The sequence below is a fragment of the Bacteroides sp. An51A genome, from assembly GCF_002161565.1.
GTDB lineage: Bacteria > Bacteroidota > Bacteroidia > Bacteroidales > Bacteroidaceae > Phocaeicola > Phocaeicola intestinalis.
The window spans coordinates 395,580-416,411 of sequence record NZ_NFIC01000004.1 but is presented as its reverse complement, the minus strand read 5'-3'; the positions used below and the strand labels follow the sequence as shown (position 1 = coordinate 416,411).

16 protein-coding genes and 3 pseudogenes are annotated in these 20,832 nt (G+C 46.8%); 11 read left to right on the top strand and 8 right to left on the bottom strand.

What is annotated here, in order from left to right:
• Window positions 1-11: 11 nt before the first annotated feature.
• The 5 genes and pseudogenes from pelA to B5G04_RS10205 all read right to left on the bottom strand — a co-directional run.
• Window positions 12-971 (bottom strand): annotated as a pseudogene (pelA, locus tag B5G04_RS20515) (pectate lyase); the annotation flags it as partial.
• A 98-nt stretch (window positions 972-1,069) separates the two neighbouring features.
• Entirely contained in the window at window positions 1,070-2,527 is a 1,458-nt protein-coding gene (locus B5G04_RS10215; RefSeq protein ID WP_143270455.1) for a pectate lyase, read from the bottom strand.
• A 13-nt stretch (window positions 2,528-2,540) separates the two neighbouring features.
• A complete protein-coding gene (locus B5G04_RS10210; protein WP_087397025.1) occupies window positions 2,541-4,118 on the bottom strand; it encodes a pectate lyase in 1,578 nt (525 codons plus the stop codon).
• 137 nt (window positions 4,119-4,255) lie between these two features.
• Window positions 4,256-4,561 (bottom strand): hypothetical protein, encoded by a 306-nt coding sequence (locus tag B5G04_RS19820; RefSeq protein ID WP_158100083.1) that lies wholly within the window; start codon window positions 4,559-4,561, stop codon window positions 4,256-4,258.
• A gap of 50 nt (window positions 4,562-4,611) precedes the next feature.
• Window positions 4,612-5,856: a TonB family protein gene (locus B5G04_RS10205; RefSeq protein ID WP_239414077.1), complete on the bottom strand. Its 1,245-nt coding sequence runs from the start codon at window positions 5,854-5,856 to the stop codon at window positions 4,612-4,614.
• Window positions 5,857-6,064: 208 nt separating this feature from the next.
• Here B5G04_RS10205 and mscL point away from each other — a divergent pair, with 208 nt between their 5' ends.
• Together mscL and B5G04_RS10195 are read left to right on the top strand one after the other, a co-directional pair.
• A complete protein-coding gene (gene mscL / locus B5G04_RS10200) occupies window positions 6,065-6,490 on the top strand; it encodes a large-conductance mechanosensitive channel protein MscL (RefSeq protein ID WP_022039613.1) in 426 nt (141 codons plus the stop codon).
• Between the two features lie 183 nt (window positions 6,491-6,673).
• Window positions 6,674-8,080, top strand: a complete 1,407-nt coding sequence (locus tag B5G04_RS10195) for a glycoside hydrolase family 28 protein (protein ID WP_087397023.1) — start codon at window positions 6,674-6,676, stop codon at window positions 8,078-8,080.
• A 92-nt stretch (window positions 8,081-8,172) separates the two neighbouring features.
• Here B5G04_RS10195 and B5G04_RS10190 read toward each other — a convergent pair whose 3' ends face one another.
• Window positions 8,173-8,574 carry a DUF6249 domain-containing protein gene (locus tag B5G04_RS10190; protein ID WP_022039611.1) on the bottom strand — a complete coding sequence of 134 codons (402 nt, stop codon included), beginning with the start codon at window positions 8,572-8,574 and terminating at the stop codon, window positions 8,173-8,175.
• Window positions 8,575-8,898: 324 nt separating this feature from the next.
• Between B5G04_RS10190 and B5G04_RS10185 the strand changes: the two genes are divergently transcribed.
• Window positions 8,899-9,462, top strand: a complete 564-nt coding sequence (locus tag B5G04_RS10185; RefSeq protein WP_087213288.1) for an RNA polymerase sigma factor — start codon at window positions 8,899-8,901, stop codon at window positions 9,460-9,462.
• Window positions 9,449-9,802, top strand: a complete 354-nt coding sequence (locus tag B5G04_RS10180; protein WP_022039609.1) for a hypothetical protein — start codon at window positions 9,449-9,451, stop codon at window positions 9,800-9,802. The genes B5G04_RS10185 and B5G04_RS10180 overlap by 14 nt, the downstream gene beginning before the upstream one ends.
• Window positions 9,803-9,876: 74 nt before the next feature.
• Here the strand turns inward: B5G04_RS10180 and B5G04_RS19815 are convergent, their stop codons facing one another.
• Together B5G04_RS19815 and B5G04_RS10175 are read right to left on the bottom strand one after the other, a co-directional pair.
• Entirely contained in the window at window positions 9,877-10,077 is a 201-nt protein-coding gene (locus B5G04_RS19815) for a hypothetical protein (protein ID WP_158100082.1), read from the bottom strand.
• Window positions 10,078-10,116: 39 nt separating this feature from the next.
• A complete protein-coding gene (locus tag B5G04_RS10175) occupies window positions 10,117-12,414 on the bottom strand; it encodes a glycoside hydrolase family 2 (RefSeq protein ID WP_087397021.1) in 2,298 nt (765 codons plus the stop codon).
• A 585-nt stretch (window positions 12,415-12,999) separates the two neighbouring features.
• On the opposite strand from B5G04_RS10175, the gene B5G04_RS10170 reads away from it, so the two are divergent.
• The 7 genes and pseudogenes from B5G04_RS10170 to infB all read left to right on the top strand — a co-directional run bounded on the left by B5G04_RS10170 (window position 13,000) and on the right by infB (window position 20,793).
• Window positions 13,000-13,464: a hypothetical protein gene (locus tag B5G04_RS10170; protein ID WP_013619197.1), complete on the top strand. Its 465-nt coding sequence runs from the start codon at window positions 13,000-13,002 to the stop codon at window positions 13,462-13,464.
• Window positions 13,465-13,471: 7 nt separating this feature from the next.
• Window positions 13,472-14,608 (top strand): DUF4377 domain-containing protein, encoded by a 1,137-nt coding sequence (locus tag B5G04_RS10165; protein WP_158100081.1) that lies wholly within the window; start codon window positions 13,472-13,474, stop codon window positions 14,606-14,608.
• A gap of 110 nt (window positions 14,609-14,718) precedes the next feature.
• A pseudogene (locus tag B5G04_RS10160) lies at window positions 14,719-15,174 on the top strand (AraC family ligand binding domain-containing protein); the annotation flags it as partial.
• 112 nt (window positions 15,175-15,286) lie between these two features.
• Window positions 15,287-15,801 (top strand): annotated as a pseudogene (locus B5G04_RS10155) (AraC family transcriptional regulator); the annotation flags it as partial.
• Between the two features lie 165 nt (window positions 15,802-15,966).
• Window positions 15,967-16,434: a ribosome assembly cofactor RimP gene (gene rimP, locus B5G04_RS10150; protein ID WP_022039701.1), complete on the top strand. Its 468-nt coding sequence runs from the start codon at window positions 15,967-15,969 to the stop codon at window positions 16,432-16,434.
• Between the two features lie 5 nt (window positions 16,435-16,439).
• Window positions 16,440-17,702: a transcription termination factor NusA gene (nusA, locus tag B5G04_RS10145; protein WP_087211028.1), complete on the top strand. Its 1,263-nt coding sequence runs from the start codon at window positions 16,440-16,442 to the stop codon at window positions 17,700-17,702.
• Between the two features lie 142 nt (window positions 17,703-17,844).
• Window positions 17,845-20,793 (top strand): translation initiation factor IF-2, encoded by a 2,949-nt coding sequence (gene infB / locus B5G04_RS10140; protein ID WP_022039703.1) that lies wholly within the window; start codon window positions 17,845-17,847, stop codon window positions 20,791-20,793.
• The last annotated feature ends 39 nt before the right edge of the window (window positions 20,794-20,832 follow it).

The window sequence follows — 20,832 nt, the reverse complement described above, 5'->3', positions numbered from 1 at the left end:
ATGGCTTCGGGAACGTATGTGTACCATGCATAGCCTACCCGTCGTTCGGGTGCTACATCTTTCAGCTGATAGACTTTTTTCCCATTGCGGTTAGCCATGAAGGGACGGTTGGTATCCAGTTCGTAAAAACGGGCCCAGATGCGTGGAGCTTTAGCGTCTTCCACGACAATTCTGTCGTAGGGATATTCTGCGTTGGTGATTTGCGTTTTGTCTATGGGAACCTTTTCGATGCGGATACCTTGGATTGCTGATTTTTCCAGCCAGGATATGCCGGCTTTTACGGCATCTATGACCGGAGGTGTAGGGTGAGGAATGTGCATCAGCAGGCGCAGGATACTACAGCTTTCGCTCGAAACCAATGACGGAAGTTCGAAGCTGCGGGCATGTGTAGGGAGCAATGTCTTGTTGTCGTGTTGCTGTCCCCATACAGTTTTGGTGCCGTTCTGTACATATTGAGTATGCAAAATCATGTCGATTCCCTTCCAAAATGCCTGGTGGATTTTTTTTCTCATTGTGTCGTCCAGCCAGGTGTAATGGATATCTCCTTCGTTGATGCGTAAAAAGAGTTCCAGTACACCAGTGGTCACCTCATCATTGTATGTGATGGCATCTACGTCCCAGCCGCGCCAGCCTCCGTTTTTCTTTTGAGTTTTAAGAAGGTAGCTCAACCCTTTGAGAGCGGCATCTTTGTAGCGTGCCTGTCTGGTCAGCGTATATACATGGGCAAGATAATCGATTTGTGAGTACGTATTGCGGTTGTCCAGCGTACTGCGTTTGTATCGGTCGCTTAATGTGCTGTATACCGAGTCGGGCGGCAGAATGGCCAGCCAGTCGATGTTTTTGGGCCATCCGCCGTCTTGATTCTGGTAAGCAATGAAATTGTTGGCTATTTCCTTGTACTGTTCAGGGGCATAGCGGGCATAGTTGCGGACGGGATGTCCCAGATTCCAGTGGTGGATGCCGTCATCCATACTTTTTAGTGAGGGGATATCTTGTGCGTGTGCGAAACTTGCCAGTCCACATATCAGCAGGCATAGTAATTGGTTTTTCATGGCTTAACTCTTACTTCTCAGTTTTTCGGATATAAATGGTTAACTAAACTATTCAGATAAACTTCCAGATTGGTATAGTCGGTACTCAGGCTGTAAACAGCCCCATCCGAGGCGTCATTGGGGTTTAAGCCGTGTTGTTTTTCCCATTCATCGGGCATCCCGTCGGAGTCAGTATCAATAGGAGCAATGTCAGACTGGTATTCATCCCATCCGCCTACATCGCTGGGTTGGTCTATCATGCCGTTAGTACTTCCGTGGCTTCCTTCATAATGATAGATGCCCTGCCGGGTTTCGTCTACGATACGTTGGTCGTATGCATCCCGTTTGAAAGAAGCTCCTGCGTATTGCAATACGGCTTCATAAGCTTCGTGTGCCGGTTGGAGCGAAGTATGTTCGGCTATATCGAAGGGGGAATCGGATAAGTAAGTTGTTTTGTCTGCGGTTTTGTCTTTTAAAATCAACCCTACGGTATTGTCCTTGTTCACCTTTTGCATGTCTTTCCGTTGCTTTTCGCTCAGCTTGGTGCATGAATCATCCATGTAGTTCCCGTTCAGATAGAAAACACCGTGAATACCTTTTGTATTGGAGTTCGTTCCGTCATCGGGATATGCTGTAAACAAACGTTTGTATGAGGAGACCGTAGCGGTATAGGGACCGGGCTTATAGTAATTGTTCAGGAAATTATACGAACCTCCTTCGCCCGCGTATGCTCCGGCACTTCCGTAATTGTAGATGACATTGTTGAACAATTCCACCCGCTCTTCTTCGGGCTTGCCTGTATAGCGGCTTCCGCATAGGCGGGGCGTGCGGTTGGAGTGATGTGCCAGCAGATTGTGGTGGAACGAGGCGGGCTGTCCTCCCCAGATGCCTCCATAGCCGTGCTTGCCTTTTTCGTGGATGGAGTTGAGCAGGCTTTCGCTGGCGATGCACCATTGCATCGTGAAGTTCCGGTTATCGTAGAACGTGGCACATTCGTCCGTGCTCCAGCTCATCGAGCAATGGTCGATGATGATATCCCGGTGGTTATTGAATCCGTTCATGGCATCGTTCCCTTTTTGCTTGATGTCCGCTCCCATGCGCGAACGGATGAAGCGGATGATGACGTTGTCCGCCTTGATTCCCAGCGTATAGTTTTTCAGGCAGATGCCGTCGCCCGGAGCGGTCTGTCCGGCAATGGTCAGGTCTCCGTTATTGATATAGAGTGGGGATTGCAGTTCGATGATGCCGCTTACGGCAAATACGATGGTGCGCGGTCCTTTCTTGCGGATTGCCCAGCGCAACGTGCCTTCCGACCCGTCGTCTTTCAAGGAATTGACGGTATATACTTTTCCGCCTCTTCCGCCGGTAGTATATTTCCCCGCACCGTCGGCTCCGGGGAATGCCGGTACGCGGTCGGTGGATGCTGATACCGGTAAGGCGCATAACGAGAGCGCAATCAGGCAGGCGGCTGTTCCGAGTTCTCTTTTCAGGTTCATATATAATAAGGTATTAAGGGTTAGGATATAAATCTTCTACTAAGCTATTCAGGTAAACCTCCAAGTTGGTATAATAGGGGCTGAGGTTGTATTTGGCTCCGTCCGAAGCATCGTTCGGGTTCAAGTGTTGTTCTTCTTCCCATGCATCGGGCATGCCGTCTCCGTCCGTGTCTGCCGGAGCTGTGCCCGGTGCGTAATCGGGCCATCCGCCTACGTCTTCGGCACGGTCTATCAATCCATTCGAACTTCCGTTGCTTCCCTCGGCGGTATAATTCCCTTGGCGCACGTTATCGACAATACGCGCGTCTACATCATCCCGGACGAGCGATGCTCCCGCATGAGCCAATACCCAATCGTAAGCATCTTGTGCCGGTTGGGTATATTCGTCCGCATCGGGAGTGATGAGGAAGGCTTCTCCCGACCGGATGGCTTCGATGCCTCCTTCGGGCAAGGGGCAATTGTTTTCATTGGGATGTATGCCCGACCAGTTATCTGCATTGACTTCCGCTATCAGTTTTTTGTAGTTCTCGGGCAAGTTGGGGCAGGTATCATCAAAATAGTTTCCGTTTACGTAGAAGGTTCCCCATACGCCTTTCGGGTTTTGCTGGCTTCCGTCATCCCCGTTAGGCTGGAAGATGCGGTTGACAATGCCTTTCTTCGTACAGGTGGAAGGTCCCGGCTTGTAATAGTTGTTGATGAAATTGTACGAGCCTCCTTCGCCCGCATAGCCTCCGTTGGTCGGTCCCCAATTATAGAATACGTTATTCCGCAGGTCGACTTGCTCCTTATCGGGATTGCCCGTGGTGCGGCTTCCCGAAAGGCGGGGCGTACGGCTGCTATGGTGTGCCAGCAGGTTATGGTGGAACGAGGCAGGTTCTCCTCCCCAGATGCCTCCGTACCCATGCCTTCCTTTGCTATGCTCGGAGAGCGTAAGGCTTTCGCTGATGATGCACCATTGTAGGGTGAAGTTCTCGTTATTATAGAAAGAGGCACACTCGTCGGTGCTCCAGCTCATCGAGCAATGGTCTATCACGATGTTTTTCCGTCCTCTGCCCCACACGGCATCGCCTCCGTCGGCTTCGGTTTCCGTCAGGTTGTCCGATCCCATGCGGAAACGGATAAACCGTATGATGACATTATCTGCATTTACTACAACCGGATGCCCTTTCAGGCAGATGCCTCCTCCCGGTGCGGTTTGTCCGGCAATGGTTACATCTCCATGATTGATTTTAAGCTCTTGGCTTAATTCGATAAGCCCGCCCGTGGCAAAGACGATGGTACGCTTGCCCGATTGGTTCAATGCCCAGCGCAAGGTGCCCGTAGAGCCGTCATCGGCAAGGGAAGTGACGGTATATACCTTCCCTTCCGCTCCTCCGGAAGTAAAGCGTCCGGCTCCGAAAGCATAAGGAAAGGCGGGGGTTGCGTTCCGGTCGGGAGCGGGATAGTCGGGCAATTCTTCTTCGTCCGGCTCCGGTTCAGGTTCTTCTTGTCCGGGCTTTTCTTGCTCAGTTTTAGGGGATGTATCCGCACAGGCGGTAAATAAGCTAAAGCTAAATGCCATGGCAAGCCAGACTGGTTTCGTATGTTTCATAAAAGATGTTTTTGTTTTTGTTTTTGTATCAAAAGTACGTCTTTTTCGTGTGGTAGAGGGGGAAATATTGGTTTTTATATACCATATTTTGAACTAGGGCAGGATGGACTTGAATGGGAGTTTTAACGTATACGGCTTCATTTGCCTGCGAAGCTGTATGTGTCGGTTGATGAAACTTGCTTCGTAAGGCGATGAAGCCGTATGCGTTTATGTTTTCGCAATAGTTGCATCGCTTGTAAGATTATTAATCTTTCGGCATGAAGATTAATAATCTTAGAAGCTGTTTTGAATTTCTCCAAAAAGTTTTTCTTGGCTTGATGTATCCGTTTTCGTGTGTGCTTTGGGCGATTTTTTGGTCCTTTTCGCTCCTGTTCTTCGTCAGATAGCCCGCTATCTTCCTCATCACAGAAGCGGAAATGCCTCAAAAACTCATCCCAAATCATCGCACGATAAATTCAAAACAGCTTCTTACAAGCAAGGCAGTTATGTGCTCTTATTTATCCTTGATTCCGAACAGCCAACGGAAGAAGCGGACAAAGATGTTGCGTTTCTTAGGCTTTTGTTCCGTTGCTTGCTGACCGGTAGAAATTTGTTCCAGCGAGTCTTTCGGTGCGATGGAGTCGGTAGGTAGCAGCAGGCTGTCTTTCTTCAGAAGTAACGAGTCGACCCCGATGTTCAGTGAGTCGGCTGGTAAAGATAACGAGTCTTTTTGTAGCCGGATTGAATCTGTACGCAACGAATCCGCCAATACTTTCCGGAGCATGTGCAAGGAGTCTATGGCAAGCGAATCGGTGCGGAGCGAGTCAACAGTCAGCGTGTCGCGGTGCAAGATGCTGTCGGCTTGTGCTGGTATTGGTCGGTGCTGTATAGGTTTCGGACGTTCTATTTTGAACTGTATGGGTACCGAGTATTTGCAGCGTACTGTGATTCCGTGGTCTTTTGCCGGAATCCAACGAGGCATTTGTTGGATAAGGGCTAGTGCCGCCGTGTCCATTGTAGGCTCCAGGCTACGTACAATGGTGGGTGAGGTGATCCGCCCGTTTCTTTCTACGACGAATTGTATTGCCACTACTCCTTCCAGACTGTCCCGTTTGGCACGTTCGGGGTATTTCAAATTCCTTTTTACATATCTTGTAAAGGCTTTCATTCCTCCTGGAAATTCGGGCATCTGTTCGGCAGAGGCATAGATACGTACCGAACTTTTGGCATACATTGTGATGGGGAGTGGTTCGTTCGGGTATTGCAGGAACTGTTGGATGGGAATAGAGAGGTTGTCCATCCCGTCGGCACGCACGGTCACCGGATGGTTGAAGTCGGCATCGATATGGAATAATCCGATTTCGTCGGTCGTAGTTCGCCGTCCTGTTCCCAGGATGCTGATGATAGCTCCCGTTATCGGTTCACCGGTATCAGAACTTACAATGCCTTCGACGGGGAAGGTCTGCTGGCTTTGCTTGAATGCTACAATATCTTGTGGGCTGTCCAGATAGAATGTCCGGGTAGCGTTTTCAGCTTCAAGGGCGAACGAGGCGACCGATTTATTGCGGTCGGTTGGAAAATATAAGTTTGCCGTACGGGTATAACTATCTTCGGTGGCATACCGGAAGGTAATGATTCCCTGTGCATCCCCGGTATACTCCTGGCTTCGTCCGGAAATCTTCAGAATTATGCCCGGCTGGGGTTGTCCGTTCGACTTCAGGACGGTAATACGGAATGTTGTTTCCGTTTCTATTCCCAACAGGTTTTGCGGTAGGATTAATGCAAGGCACATCAATAGTATGTGTCCTAATGTGTATAGTCTTCTGTTCCGGTTCATAATCATAGGAAAATAGCGGTGCAAAGCTACGAGTATTCTCTTTCATTTCAAAGTTTCTTGCCTGATTTCTGTTTCCTGTGTTTGATTTTATTATCTTTGTGCACGTAAACGGATTCAAAAACGGAGCAAGATGAAAAAGACATTCGACGAGTTTAAGAAATTTGCCATGCGGGGAAATGTCATCGACATGGCGGTAGGTGTCATTATTGGCGGTGCTTTCGGCAAGATCGTGTCATCGCTGGTAGGCGATGTAATAATGCCGGCGATAGGTCTGCTGGTGGGAGGTGTGAATTTTTCTGACCTGAAGTGGGTTATCAAGCAAGCGGTAGTGAAAGACGGAGAAGTGGTCACTCCCGAAGTGGCGCTTAATTATGGAAACTTTATCCAGGTGACTTTCGATTTTCTGATTATCGCTTTGGCGGTATTCTTTTTAGTGAAAGGCATCAATGCATTGACTCGGAAGAAAGAAGCCGAGACAAAGACTCCGCCTGCTCCTCCGGTAGATATCCAGTTGTTGACCGAGATACGTGATTTGTTGAAAGAAAAGAAGAATTAAGCGATATAATTAGAAGTTAAAATTAGAAGTTAAAGAAGTGAGAAGGAGTTATCGCCCGCTGAAACGGGCTTGGAGTTAAAAGCTAATATCCGGTTATGGCTTGCATAAGTAAAAGTATTGGCTTCTAACTCCTTGAAGCAACTCCCTTTTAACTCCTGATCTTAACCAAATAATGAATTATTTATGAAAACATTATTGATTTCCCTGCTGGCTTTTGCGGGTTTCTCCTTGCAGGCTTCCGAACCTGTTGACTTTGATAAGGCTTTTGCCCAATCGGTAAAAATCGAACAACAAATCAAACTCACTCATTTTCCTGACAGGGTGTACAATATCGTAGATTTCGGTGCAAGGCCCGATACACCCGAAGAACCTTGCCACGAAGCTATCAATCAGGCGATTATAACTTGTAGCCAGGAAGGAGGAGGCACGGTATTAGTTCCTAAAGGAACGTTTTATACCGGTCCGATAACCTTGAAAAGCAATGTAAACCTGCATGTGGAGGAAGGGGCTATACTGAAGTTTTCTACCGTTCAAGAACTTTATTTCCCTGCAGTTATTACCCGTTGGGAAGGATTGGATTGCTATAATGCTCATCCGTTGATTTATGCGTATGGCGAAACGAATATCGCGCTGACCGGTAAGGGAATCATTGACGGGCAAGGCTCGAACGAACATTGGTGGTATATGTGTGGTGCATCCCGTTATGGCTGGAAGGAAGGGATGCGCAGCCAAAAGTTAGGAAGCCGCGAGCGTCTGATGGGATATGCCGAACTGAAACGTCCGATTTACGAACGTGTAATGACTCCTGAAGATGGACTGCGACCTCAACTGGTTAATTTTTATTCGTGCAATACCGTGCTGATAGAAGATGTGACTTTGCTGAACTCGCCCTTTTGGGTCATCCATCCTTTGTTTTGCGAGAGCCTGATTGTACGGGGCGTGAAGATATTCAACCGCGGTCCGAACGGGGACGGATGCGACCCCGAATCGTGCAAGAACGTGCTGATAGAGAATTGCCGTTTCGATACGGGAGACGATTGCATTGCGATTAAATCGGGACGGAACGAAGACGGGCGCAAATGGAACATCCCGAGTGAGAACATCGTCGTGCGGAATTGCGAGATGAAGAACGGGCACGGAGGTGTGGTTATCGGAAGCGAGATATCGGGCGGATACCGCAACCTGTATGTGGAAGATTGCGTGATGGACAGTCCGCAATTGGACCGGGTGATTCGTATTAAAACCAGCACTTGTCGAGGTGGTGTGATAGAGAATGTATTTGTGCGGAATATCAAAGTAGGACAGTGCAACGAGGCTGTGCTTCGTATCAACTTGCGTTATGAAGACCGTGAGCAATGCAACCGGGGTTTTGACCCGACGGTACGCAATGTCCACCTGAAGAACGTGACCTGCGAAAAGAGCCGCTACGGCATCGTGGCTATCGGGCTGGACGATGACAAGCATGTATCCAATGTATCGCTGGAGGATTGTCACTTTAATAATGTAAAGGAGAACGGGAACCGCATCGAGAACGTGAGCGATATCACGATGAAGAACCTCTACATCAACGGGAAACTCTTTGAGAATTAAGAATGAAGAATTAAGAATGAAGAATCGCTTCGCCTGCATGGGATTGGCTAACGCCGAACGTTGTTTCTTCATTCTTAATTCTTCATTCTTAATTATTCTTCGTTCTTTTTATTCAGCTTCAGTTCTACAAGGAAAGCGACTATCAGTCCGATGCCTCCGCCTATCAGGACGCTGGCTCCATAGATAAGGGAAACGGTTTCGTTTACATGATGGTCGTAGTTTGAGAAATATGCCGGTTGTGTGTTGTAGACGATGCAATAGCCGGCAATTAGACCCAGTCCGATGCCCAAGAACAAGCAGCCCATGCGCAGGGCAGAGAAGAAACCCGAAGGAGAAGAAGAATTCGGATATTTCACTTTTTCTTTGTCCAGCAATTCGGGAGGTAGTTTTTCAATCAGCATGATTCGTTCTTTCCGTTTGGCATAAAGTTCGAACAACTTGTACATCACTCCAAAAATAATAGCCACATTGGCAACAATCATTAATTCATCCATATTATTATCAGTTTTATTTTGTTTCTTTGTTTCTTTAGACGCAAGTGGATGCGGAAGGTTACACCAAATGATAAAGATATTTATGAAAAAGAATGTCCGCAAACTTCCAGTAGAAACAAGCATATACTTGTCTTTGCCTTTAAAGATACTTGCATGGTCATTGCTTTATATATATGTAGCCAGTTGCAGATATATAAAGCTATAAAGGAAGAATATCGCGTTGGAGGGAAATGGTGTATATAGAACTATTGGACTATCATATACGAGAATTTTTTTCACCGATAGTTGTAACCTCTTTCTTCTGTTTGCGTCTAAAAGTATGAAATGAATACGAACGAGTCACATATCATCGCACAGGTGTTGGCGGGGAAAACCGAAGCTTTCGCTTATTTCCTAGATACATACGGACAACAGATTTTTACGTTGATTGTCCGGATGGTATCATCTCCGGAAGACGCCGAAGAGCTGACGCAAGACACTTTCATGAAAGCCTTCCGCCACCTTGGCTCGTTTACAGGAGGCAGCAGTTTTTCTACGTGGATATACCGCATTGCCTACAATACCGCGCTTTCGGCATTGCGTAAGAGGCGTGAAGAAGTGCTGGCGATAGATGATAAGCAATGGGAGCGGGTTTCCGAAACAGAGGTGGACGAAGCACTGGATGACGATTCGGAAGACCGTGTTGCCCGTCTTCAGGAAGCCTTGCAACAGCTTGCTCCCGAAGAACGTGCCATCATCACTTTTTTTTACGAAGAAGAGAAGAATATCGATGAGATAGCGCATATCTTGAACCAAAGCGTTAGCAATATCAAGGTGAAACTGCACCGTATACGCAAGAAACTCTATCTATTAATGAACAAAGGAGAAATAAGCTATGACAACAGATAAAGGACTGAAAAAAGCACTGGGCAAACAATCGTCATACCGCTTGCCAAGTAATTTTACATATCGTATGATGCAGCAGGTGCGCGAGGAGGCCTTTGCACGTGAACGTCGGGAGGAACACCGTCTTTGGTGGGCATTGGCTGTATTTTGTTTGTGCACATTCTGTGGTGTGACCTATTATGTTGTTAAGTTGTATGGCGCATCCATAGTTCGTTGGTGGCATTCGTTGTCGTTTGCATTGCCTTCAGTCAATGCTGTCCTATTTTTCCTGCCTACGCTGGTGGCACTTCTCTGTTTGGGGAGATTGTATTGGTGGCTGGAGAAGAAAATGCAAAGTAATTAAGACAAGGAGACAAAGTCTGCCCTGTCTGATAGCAGGGGCGGCCTTTGTCTCCTTCTTGTGGAAAATCCTTTCAGTTAAGAAGCTATTTTGAATTTGAAACAGGCTTTAGAAGCTGTTTTGAATTTCTCCAAAAAGTTTTTCTTGGCTTGATGTATCCGTTTTCGTGTGTGCTTTGGGCGATTTTTTGGTCCTTTTCGCTCCTGTTCTTCGTCAGATAGCCCGCTATCTTCCTCATCACAGAAGCGGAAATGCCTCAAAAACTCATCCCAAATCATCGCACGATAAATTCAAAACAGCTTCTTAATTCTTGTCAGTTATTCTTCGTAAATCGAACGGGCATCTGTCCGTTTTTCAACACCTTTGTTCTGCTTGCTGAAAAAAGAAAGCAGGTCTTGTTTGCTGACGGTTCCGGTGGGGACAAAGTCTGCCGAATTCATGTATTGTGTCAGACTATAGAACAGTTGCTTTACCTCAGGTTTCTGTTTGCTCTCAGTCGACAAGAGGTCTATTGAACTCATGATGAGTTTGCCCTTTCCGTATTTAGTTTCGAAGACGGAGGCCAGTCGGCGATTGTTTACGAAATTGTCTGTTACTTCTATGATAGGTTGCAAATCGGGCAACGAATCCATGACCAATACCTTGGAGTGTTTGACCAGGTTCCACCATTGCCAGTCGCTATGCATCTCGGTAGGGAAATGCAGAAGTGCCGGATGTTTGGGGTCGCAAAGTATGCCCATGGTTCCTGCCTGTTTGGGGAAATGGACGGGGCTCCAGAACACCGGAAGGAACTTGCCTTCCAATCCTTCCAGTTTATCGGGACGTGGAGAGAGCAGGACTTTTTTCCCTGCTTCCAAAGCCGACAGTGCCTGGCTGATGTCTTGAGTCAGCACAACATCACCGGCATTCAGTTCCTTAAGTGGAGGATATACCCATATCGACCAGCTGTTTTCCCAATCTGTATCTTCGATGGTTACTTTCAGGTAGAGCTGGGCTGCGTTTCGCACTTTCTCTAATCCGGCGTGTATTTCACCTGCGGAAGTGACGGTTCCTTTTTTGAAGGTACCGGCATCCAGTTTCCCTCGCCCCACTTCATATCCGGTCTTGTCTGTCAATTGCCACAGGATATGCTTGCCGCGGATGTCTTCTTTGTAATAGTTGGCTATTTCCACTTGTGCGGCAAAGGTTTCGTTGGTTGTCCAAGTAGCTTTTTCGAAACGGGCGAGCGGGACGACCGGTGAGCAGAACTGACGGAAATAACGTTCATCGGTCAGTTTCTTCGATTCCCAAAACGCATTGACCAGACCGACGAGTGCCGTGCCTTGTCCCGGGAAATCTTGCAGGCCAAGCAGTTGATAGCCGCTGAATTGCGGTGTTTTCATGGCACGTTCGATTTCTTCTTTGTAGAGTTGTACTGCAAATCTGCCTGAAGCTTGCAGGTAACGTTCGGCTTTGCCGGCAAGCCCTTTCTTTTCCAGGTCTTTTTGGATGGCTTTCAGGTTGAGCGGTTCCAAGGTGCCGGTGTAGTTCCCGATTTCTTTCATGTCCGGATATACCGAATATTGTCCTATCTCGTGCGAAATCAGCGGGACTTTTATGCCTTCTGCCGCCTGTCGGTAGTCTTTGTTGAAGTTGGGTTCTTCGGCATCGAATACGCCTTGTCCGCGTATCCATCCTTTGTCTGTCCATTGGGTAACGAAGAAGTCGTCTTCCGGTTCGGGTTGTGTGCCATGCCCTTGCTCGAAAGTGAATGTGGTGGTTGCATACAGGTGGCGGTTATCTTGTCGTTTCATATAGCCCACAAATGCGTTCAGGAACTGGAAGTCGGGCTGCAGCTCGTTGCCTGCGCTCAACATGCAAAAAGAAGGATGGTTTCCATACGCGGCAATGATGCGGTCGAACTCCTGGTATAGGAAACGGTTGGTGGCGGTGTCCTTTCCTACCGTAAGTGACCAGTTGGGCAATTCCACTTGCAGGTAAAATTCCATGCGGTCTGCTACCTTGAAAGCGGCTTCGGGCGGGCAATACGAATGGAAACGCAAGTGGTTCAGTCCCAATGCTTTGGCGGTAGAGAATACTTTTTCCCAGCCGGCTTCATCGGTCGGAGGCGTTCCGGTCAGCGGAAAGATGCAGCATTCCAATGTTCCGCGCAGGAATATCCGGTTGCCGTTGATGGTAAGATAACCGTCGGTATGCCCAATCTCGCGCATGCCGAAAGTGGTTTCATAGCGGTCTGTACCCTGCCGGGTGTGGCAGCTTGCGTGCAACGTATAGAGGGCGGGAGAGAACTCGTCCCACAGGCGCATGTCTTCGTCCAGCGCATATTCTTTTTCTATGCAGACCGTATCATGAGGGAATGCGGCCGGATAGGTTTGCGGCTCGTATGACTTGCCGGTCTCAGCGCAGTTGACTTGTAAGGTAACCTCTGCCTGGGTGGTTTGGGGATTGGTCCGCACCAGGACGGCTTTTACTTTTATCCGCTTGCCTGCGATGTCCGGATACACGTTTACTTGTTGTAGCTTGACATCGTTTTCCGCTTTCAGTTCCATACGTCCCAACACGCCGTTCCATTTCACTTGTGTGTCTTCGGTATACGCATGTGCCAGTTCGCGCATGGAAATATCGTGTTGTTTGCGGTTGTCTATGCGGAGGAATATAGGTGCATCCGCTGTAAGATTATTAATCTTCAGGCTGCAAGATTATTAATCTTACAAGCGCAAGATTATTAATCTTACAGCAGACGAAGCTATCTGTGTTGAAGCAAGAAGATAATAGCAGCAACCTTTTATCAAAAGATATACACTGATAAAACCAATGCGCCTTGCTCATTGTACATTCTTGACTATTGGCTCGCATAAAGCAGGAACTAATTTCGTGTTTCAGGGAAAAAACTTTTGAAAATAGGAGATTATCGTAAAAATCTTCTATCTTTGTATTCTGGTAGAACCAACTCTTTCCCAAAACATGCGAGAAAAAGAAGAAACGTTATGCGCATCAAGTATTTGGAAACATAGGAAATTTTCAAATTGCATATTCAGATGGCATGGTGGTTCTGACGCTATAGCGTGGGCTGCTATAACTACATCTGTATACAAGGTTTCCTACGACCTCCAAGTAAAGACGTGGCATAGTTGGCTCACGTTTCCTGTAATACAAATGAAAATTCTTAGGAAGTCAACAAGAATTTTATAACGATGAAGATGAAAAACATTTTAAGAAAACTCCCGACATTCATCGGTGTCTGTATACTGATGATTCTGACAAGCTGTACTACATCTAAATCCGTCGTCTCACAAGGTGTCAATTTATCTAAGTATAAATACGTAGCGGTTATAGACGATGATACGTACAGAATGCCCCCCGAACTTGTACAATATCAGATACAATTATACGATGCTGTCGAACAGTCGGGGTTAACATTGATAAACCAATATCGCATTAACGAACTGACACAGAGTGAGCAGTCGGCGTTATTGCTGGCGACATTCGGTGTCGCTGTAAGCCAAGAAGAAACCGTAATCACGGTCAACTTCATCGACTTCAACACCGACCGCCCTTTAGTTTCCTGCCGAGGTGCTTATACCACGTTAGGAATAAGTCACGATGCCGACATCAAAGGTGCTCTTAAACGTGTGGGTGAACAGATTTCAAAAACCTTTAAATAAACAAGTCGTGACAATCAAGAATCTTTCTTTCGTTTTATTGACGGTCCTAAGTTTTATATGGGGCGGTTGTGACAATGAAGATACTTCAGGAGACAGTTATGCGGATATCATCATGCAGGTATCCGAAACAACGGTTTGGGAGTCCGTATGGGGAAGTAATGTTCCAATGGAATACATGCTTGTAAAGGAGCCGTCTGATACGGAATGGCAGCGTCTTGTCATGGGCAGCATCGAAGGCTTTGAATACGTGCAAGGACATGCCTACGAATTGAAAGTGCGCAAAACCACTCTCGCCAATCCACCGCAGGACGGGATGAATTGCACTTATCGGCTGATTGAAATACTAAGCGATACACAACCGGACACACCTGTCACGCCCGAAGAATGGCCCGAAGAAGCAAAATTCAAGCTTAAAATGGTGCAACTGACTCCGTTTATGTATTTAGATACACCGCTGGCGGCACCCTTCGACTTGTTGACATTCAGAATACTCGACCATCGGGATGAATACACTCCCTTTGGCAATCCGGAGTTCCTGCAATACTATGATTCGATTGTGATGTCGTCTCCGGTCATGCCTGACACCTATCCTATTCTTCAACGGAAAAAAGGTGATAGTGGAACGTCTGAAAGCTACACATCGCAATGGAGCTCGTATTTTTTCGAGAAAAGCGATTTCCTGATATCGCTTAAAGGATACAAGGATGGCGAGGTGAAGTATGAATATACAATTGAACAGATTATGCGTGAAAGGGATTTTCTCGGTATAGATTGGGAAAGAGGAAGTATTGCGGTTGCCAACCCACAGACTCACACCATTTATTGTGTACTTGATACCCGTTATGAGTTTCTGTTGACCAACACCCAACAGCGCAACAATACCCCTTTCGTGGAAATCAGGGTAGCGGCCGCATCCCATCTTACTGATGCCGAAAATCTTCAAAGGCAGGAAGACGGGCTGCGTTGGCTGCTGACAAAATATTTGGAAAAAACATCCGAGACAACCGCCAGTTTCAAGACATTGCCCGAAGATGCCAGCATCGTGGAAACTTACGACAATGATACTACACGTGTAGCGCTTCTTCATTTCGAGGGTGATGACTTTCATGAAGAATGTTATTATCTGATCGCCGAACCGAAATAACATCTAAAGCCCTTATGTTTTTGATGGTGATATTGCAAGAGATTGTAAGATAGGAATTACAAAATAATTTTGTATATTCGGCACGTAAAACAACTTTAGATATTTCTGCCATGATACGATTGAAAGACGGATTTGACGGTGAAAGTGCGTTGGTGCTTCCGCAGCTCATTACCCAGTTTATGGAAAAAGACCCGTTGCTCGCCGCCCTCCATATTACTGATATCGGTTATTACCCGAAGGCAAGTCATCACTTTAGGGAACGGACAACTCCTATCAATCAGTTTGTGTTCATTTATTGTATAGATGGAGCGGGTTGGTACCGTGTTAACGGATATACTTACGAGGTGCACGAAAACCAGTATTTTATACTTCCGGCAGGAATGCCACATGCCTATGGGGCAGACGAGGGTAATCCATGGACGATTTATTGGATTCATTTCAAGGGAACTTTGGCTTCTTGTTATGCTAAAAATGCTGCGCAGCCTATGGAAATTTTGCCCGAGAAACATTCGCGCATCAATAATCGCATCAACTTGTTTGAGGAGATTTTTCTTAGAAACTGTTTTGAATTTATCGTGCGATGATTTGGGATGAGTTTTTGAGGCATTTCCGCTTGTGTGATGAGGAAGATAGCGGGCTATCTGACGAAGAACAGGAGCGAAAAGGACCAAAAAATCGCCCAAAGCACACACGAAAACGGATACATCAAGACGAGAAAAACTTTTTGAAGAAATTCAAAACAGTTTCTTACACTGAAGTCGGGCTATAGCAACGAGAATCTGTATTATGCATCTTCGCTTTTTCATCATTATTTAGGCTCGTTGCGTTATGTCCAACAATACCGTGCGGCTTATGGTGGGCGGACAGATGATGAAGGACTTGTTGATGTGACTATACATTATATGAAAGAGAATCTGGAAAAACGGCTTACACTTCAGGAGCTGACGGCGCAAAGTGGTTATTCGGCTTCACATTTCTCGATGTTGTTCAAACGGAAGACGGGACACAGTGTGTTGGAGTATTTCAACTTGATGAAGATACAGGAGGCCTGTTTCTTGCTTGACTCGACTGACATGAAGGTCAATCAGATCTGTTACAAGGTAGGCATAGATGATGCCTATTACTTTTCGCGTCTGTTCAACAAGATTATGGGCATGTCGCCTTATGCTTACCGGAAAGCCAAGAAGGGATAAGGCAGGAATCCAGCTGTGTTAAATTGAATTGTTAAATTGAATTAAAAATGAAATAATTATTCTTATATTTTGTAGTGCGTCAGATTATTTGTATCTTTGCAGGCGAGATGAAAAAGAAGGTGGAGGGGCGGTAAGGCTCCTTTTTTTATTCACTATTAATATTGCATGATAGACAAACAAGCAGTGACCCGTATAGTTGAAGAATGGCTGGACGGGAAAGATTATTTTCTGGTAGATGTCTCTGTAAGCCCAGATGACAAAATCGTAGTAGAAATAGACCATGCCGAAGGGGTGTGGATTGACGATTGTGTAGAGTTGAGCCGGTTTATCGAGTCGCGGCTGAACCGGGAAGAAGAGGATTATGAACTGGAGGTCGGTTCGGCAGGTATCGGACAGCCTTTTAAAGTGTTGAAACAATACTTGATGCATATCGGTAAAGAGGTAGAAGTGATGGATGCTGCCGGCAAGAAATGGACCGGTATCCTGAAAGCAGCCGACGAAGCTGGTTTTACGATTGCGATAAAAGTGAAGGTGAAGCCGGAAGGGGCGAAACGTCCGCGGCTGGAGGAACAGGACAAGGCTTTTGCATACGATGAGATAAAATACACCAAATACTTAATTAGCTTTAAATAGATGTTATGGCGAAGAAAGAACCTGCAGTCAGTTTGATTGACACGTTTTCGGAATTTAAGGAGTTGAAAAACATAGACCGCACCACGATGGTAAGCGTGCTGGAAGAGTCGTTCCGCAGCGTGATAGCCAAGATGTTCGGTTCGGATGAGAATTACGATGTAATTGTGAATCCCGATAAAGGGGATTTCGAGATATGGCGCAACCGTGAGGTGGTGGCAGATGAAGACTTGACCGACCCTAACCGACAGATAGCACTGAGTGAAGCACGGCAGATAGATGCTTCGTATGAAGTGGGTGAGGAAGTGACCGATGAGGTAATCTTCGAGAAGTTTGGGCGGCGTGCCATCCTGAACCTGCGGCAAACGCTCGCTTCGAAGATATTGGAGCTGGAGAAAGATAGCTTGTATAACAAGTATATCGACCGTGTAGGTACGGTGATGGCTGCCGAGGTATACCAGATATGGAAGAAGGAAATCTTGCTGTTGGACGATGAAGGGAACGAATTGTTGCTGCCGCGTACCGAACAGATACCGGGTGACTTTTACCGTAAAGGTGAAACGGTACGTGCCGTAGTAGCACGGGTGGACAACAAGAACAATAACCCGAAAATCATTTTGAGCCGTACCTCGCCGATGTTCCTGCAGCGGTTGTTCGAACAGGAAGTGCCTGAAATAGCAGACGGGTTGATTACTATCCGGCGTATAGCGCGTATTCCCGGCGAACGGGCAAAGATTGCAGTAGAGTCATACGATGATCGTATCGATCCGGTAGGTGCGTGTGTGGGGGTAAAAGGTTCGCGTATTCACGGCATAGTGCGTGAGTTGCAGGGCGAGAACATTGATGTTATCAATTACACGGCCAACTTGCAGCTGTTTATCCAGCGTGCACTGAGCCCAGCCAAGGTGTCGAGCATCGTGATGCACGAAGAAGAGAAGAAGGCAGAAGTGTACCTGAAACCGGAAGAAGTGTCACTGGCTATCGGTAAGGGAGGTATGAACATCAAGCTGGCAAGTATGCTGACCGAATACACGATAGACGTATACCGCGAGGTGGAAGAAGGTACAGTAGATGAGGATATCTATCTTGACGAATTCAAGGATGAGATAGACGAATGGGTGATAAATGCTATTAAAGGCATTGGCATCGATACAGCCAAGGGTGTGCTGAACGCTCCGCGTGAGATGTTGATTGAGAAAGCCGACTTGGAAGAGAATACGGTAGACGATGTCTTGAGAATACTGAAGGCGGAGTTTGAAGGCAACCAGTAACGTTTGCCATTTACCATTTACAATTTACAATTTGTCTTTATTACAGTGCGCAGAATTGTACATCTGTAAATGGTCCCGAAATGGTAGACTGCAAACGGTGAATGCCCGAATGGTAAATTGTAAATGGTAAATTGTAAAGGGAATGATGATAAGACTGAATAAAGTAACAAGAGATTTGAATGTGGGGATAGCTACAGCGGTCGACTTCTTGCAACGGAAGGGATATGCTGTGGAAGCGAATCCGAATGCGAAAATAACCGATGAACAATATGCTGCACTCGTAAAAGAATTCAGCAAAGACAAGGATTTGAAGATAGAGTCGGAAAAAATATTTCAGGAACGCCAGAATAAAGAGCGTAGTAAGGCTTCTGTTTCGATAGAAGACCTGCACGGGGGAAAGGCACAGCCTGAAATGATAGAAATAGAAGTGCCAGAGGAAAGCCGTCCACGCTTCAAGCCCGTAGGAAAGATTGATTTGGACAGTCTGCGTACTGGAAAGAAGTCTGCAGGCGGACAGGCAAGCGCAAAAGAAAAGGATGCAAAGGTTTCTTCTGCTTCAGGAAAAGAACAGCAGGCAGATACGGAAGTGAAACCTGTACAACCGCAGGCGGAGCCTGAAGTAACGGAAACGGGGACGGCTCCCCGACCGGCAGCACAGCCGGATGAAAAGCCGGAACAACCAGAACAAGAAAAAGCTGAGGAACAGAAACCGGAGCCGATGGAAGAAAAGAAAGAAACAATAGAGGCACAGAATGTGCAGGGTAAGACAGAAGACGGGATATTCAAGATACGTCCTACCGAGTTCAAGTCGAAAATCAATGTAGTGGGACAGATTGATCTTGCTACGCTGAATCAGTCGACTCGCCCGAAGAAAAAAACAAAAGAAGAAAAACGTAAGGAACGGGAGGAAAAAGACCGCCAGCGGCAAGAGCAACGCCGGCAGATGAAAGATGCCATTATTAAGGAAATACGGAAAACCGATGAAAAAACTGAAAAAGCAGGAGATGGTGATAACACGGCAAACAGTAAGAAGAAACGTAACCGTATAGGAAAAGAACGTGTGGACATCAATACAGCTGCAAGTCAGGTTTCGCGGGGTGGAGAAAGTAGTGGAAAATCGGGAAAGAATGCCCAAGGGGGCGGCAAGCATGCCAAAGACCGTTTTAAGAAAGCCGTAGCAAAACCTGAAGTGAGTGACGAGGATGTAGCAAAACAGGTGAAAGAAACCTTGGCACGCCTGACCAGCAAGGGAAAGAATAAGGCTGCCAAGTACCGGAAAGAAAAACGTGAAATCATACAGAACCGCCAGCTGGAGCAGGAAGAACAGCAGGAAGAGGAAAGCAAAGTGTTGAAGCTGACCGAGTTTGTGACAGCTAATGAACTGGCGAACATGATGAACGTGCCGGTAACACAAGTCATTTCTACGTGTATGAGCGTGGGTATCATGGTATCTATCAACCAGCGTCTGGATGCAGAAACCATAAATCTGGTAGCGGAAGAATTTGGCTTTAAGACAGAATATGTAAGTGCAGAAGTGGCACAGGCGGTTGAGGAAGAAGCTGATGCAGAAGAAGACCTACAGCCTCGGGCACCGATTGTAACGGTAATGGGTCACGTAGACCACGGAAAAACTTCGTTGCTCGACTATATCCGTAAAGCGAATGTGATAGCTGGTGAGGCTGGAGGTATCACACAGCACATTGGTGCTTATAACGTGAAGCTGGAGGACGGGCGCCACATTACTTTTCTGGATACTCCGGGACACGAAGCATTTACGGCTATGCGTGCCCGCGGTGCAAAAGTAACAGATGTGGTGATTGTCATTGTTGCAGCAGATGATAACGTGATGCCGCAGACCAAGGAAGCCATCAATCATGCGATGGCGGCAGGCGTGCCCATTGTGTTTGCCATCAACAAGATAGACAAGCCCAATGCCAACCCTGATAAGATAAAGGAAGAGCTGGCACAGATGAACTTCCTGATAGAAGAATGGGGAGGCAAGTACCAGTCGCAGGATATTTCGGCCAAGAAAGGTACGGGTGTGAAAGAACTTTTGGAAAAGGTATTGCTGGAAGCCGAGATGCTTGACTTGAAAGCGAACCCGAACCGTAAAGCTACAGGCTCTATCATTGAATCTTCGCTGGATAAAGGACGTGGTTATGTAGCTACGGTACTGGTATCGAACGGTACGCTTCACGTAGGTGATATCGTGCTGGCTGGAAAATATTATGGCAAGGTGAAGGCTATGTTCAACGAGCGTGGCCAACGCATGAAAGAGGCCGGTCCGTCGGAGCCTGTATTGATTTTAGGATTGAATGGTGCTCCGGCAGCGGGTGATACATTCCATGTATTTGATAGTGAACAGGAAGCACGTGAGATTGCCAATAAGCGTGAACAGTTGCAACGCGAACAGGGATTGCGTACCCAGAAGATGCTGACACTGGATGAGGTAGGGCGCCGTCTGGCATTAGGTGATTTCCATGAACTGAACATCATTGTGAAAGGTGACGTGGACGGTTCGGTAGAGGCATTGAGCGATTCACTTATCAAACTTTCTACTCCACAGATACAGGTAAATGTCATTCATAAGGGCGTAGGACAGATTTCGGAGTCGGATGTATCGCTTGCTGCAGCTTCGAACGCCATTATCGTGGGATTCCAGGTGCGTCCTTCGGGCAGTGCGGCAAAGCTTGCCGAGCAGGAAGGTGTAGATATCCGTAAATATTCCATCATCTACGATGCTATCGAAGAGGTGAAGGCTGCAATGGAAGGTATGCTTGCTCCTACGGTGAAAGAACAGGTTACTGCCACTATCGAAGTGCGTGAGGTATTCAATATCAGCAAAGTGGGTATGGTAGCCGGTGCAATGGTAAAGACCGGCAAAGTGAAACGTACCGACAAGGCACGTCTGATCCGTGACGGTATCGTGATTTATACAGGAAACATCAATGCCTTGAAACGCTTTAAGGATGATGTGAAGGAGGTGGGTACCAACTTCGAGTGTGGTATCAGTCTTACGAACTGCAACGATATCAAGGTGGGTGATGTGATAGAAACCTACGAAGAAGTGGAAGTAAAACAAACGTTGTAATCAATGAATAACTAACAGTGGACTATGAATAACGGAACT

Bases quoted from the DNA above. Each gene is read 5' to 3' on its own strand.
- B5G04_RS10215 (WP_143270455.1), bottom strand. From the start codon at position 2,527: ATGAACCTGAAAAGAGAACTCGGAACAGCCGCCTGCCTGATTGCGCTC.
- B5G04_RS10210 (WP_087397025.1), bottom strand. From the start codon at position 4,118: ATGAAACATACGAAACCAGTCTGGCTTGCCATGGCATTTAGCTTTAGC.
- B5G04_RS19820 (WP_158100083.1), bottom strand. From the start codon at position 4,561: ATGATTTGGGATGAGTTTTTGAGGCATTTCCGCTTCTGTGATGAGGAA.
- mscL (WP_022039613.1), top strand. From the start codon at position 6,065: ATGAAAAAGACATTCGACGAGTTTAAGAAATTTGCCATGCGGGGAAAT.
- B5G04_RS10195 (WP_087397023.1), top strand. From the start codon at position 6,674: ATGAAAACATTATTGATTTCCCTGCTGGCTTTTGCGGGTTTCTCCTTG.
- B5G04_RS10190 (WP_022039611.1), bottom strand. From the start codon at position 8,574: ATGGATGAATTAATGATTGTTGCCAATGTGGCTATTATTTTTGGAGTG.
- B5G04_RS10185 (WP_087213288.1), top strand. From the start codon at position 8,899: ATGAATACGAACGAGTCACATATCATCGCACAGGTGTTGGCGGGGAAA.
- B5G04_RS10180 (WP_022039609.1), top strand. From the start codon at position 9,449: ATGACAACAGATAAAGGACTGAAAAAAGCACTGGGCAAACAATCGTCA.
- B5G04_RS19815 (WP_158100082.1), bottom strand. From the start codon at position 10,077: ATGATTTGGGATGAGTTTTTGAGGCATTTCCGCTTCTGTGATGAGGAA.
- B5G04_RS10175 (WP_087397021.1), bottom strand. From the start codon at position 12,414: ATGCGCGAACTGGCACATGCGTATACCGAAGACACACAAGTGAAATGG.
- B5G04_RS10170 (WP_013619197.1), top strand. From the start codon at position 13,000: ATGAAAAACATTTTAAGAAAACTCCCGACATTCATCGGTGTCTGTATA.
- rimP (WP_022039701.1), top strand. From the start codon at position 15,967: ATGATAGACAAACAAGCAGTGACCCGTATAGTTGAAGAATGGCTGGAC.
- nusA (WP_087211028.1), top strand. From the start codon at position 16,440: ATGGCGAAGAAAGAACCTGCAGTCAGTTTGATTGACACGTTTTCGGAA.
- infB (WP_022039703.1), top strand. From the start codon at position 17,845: ATGATGATAAGACTGAATAAAGTAACAAGAGATTTGAATGTGGGGATA.